1 protein-coding gene is annotated in these 592 nt (G+C 46.3%); it reads right to left on the bottom strand.

Annotation, left to right across the window (positions count from 1 at the left end):
* Positions 1-592 (bottom strand): DUF6396 domain-containing protein (locus AKG43_RS13020; protein WP_231718169.1); only part of this gene is annotated, 592 nt, incomplete at both ends.

The raw sequence follows: 592 nt of genomic DNA, 5'->3' as shown, positions 1-592 counted from the left end.
AATATGCCTTGGCTGCTTCCGGTTGGGTCGGTTCGGCAAGGGGAAGACCAGTTTTCACATCCAGCTTGGCTTGATCGGCCAGTTTTTTCATCAGCTCGTCGGAGGGCTTGGGCGGTTCTTTTCCCTCCACCCAGCGTTGGAAAGCAATCTTACCGTCCCATTCCGGCAATGGTGCCGGCGGTAATGGCACTATTTCATCCAAATCAGGGACTTTGGGCGACATAAAGTCGTAATTGGAAAGATAATCACTGATGATGTTATAGCGGCGGGCGCGTTCGGCATCTTGAGCTAGATTGAGAAAATCAATATCTCCTTCTTTTAAGTTTCCTGTAAATGCTCTTGATAATCTACGGGCGGCGGAATCCTTGCCACTTTTTATTGCTAAATGGTAGGCATCAACAGCTTCTTTATATTTATTTTCATCAGGCAAAAACATTCCCAGCCAATATGCTGCATCTTTTTGTCCTTGCTCTGCTGCACACTGATACAGCTTTTTCATCAAATCCAAACGGAATGGTCGCGTAGCATCATCATCTATGCTGCTAATCATATCACCCAAGACATATTGGGCATCCCTACTACCCATATCGGC

The sequence above is a fragment of the Neisseria sp. 74A18 genome, assembly GCF_001308005.1.
Taxonomy (GTDB): Bacteria; Pseudomonadota; Gammaproteobacteria; order Burkholderiales; family Neisseriaceae; genus Neisseria; species Neisseria dumasiana.
The sequence above is the reverse complement of the archived record's forward strand: the minus strand, read 5'-3'. Positions and strand labels throughout refer to the sequence as shown.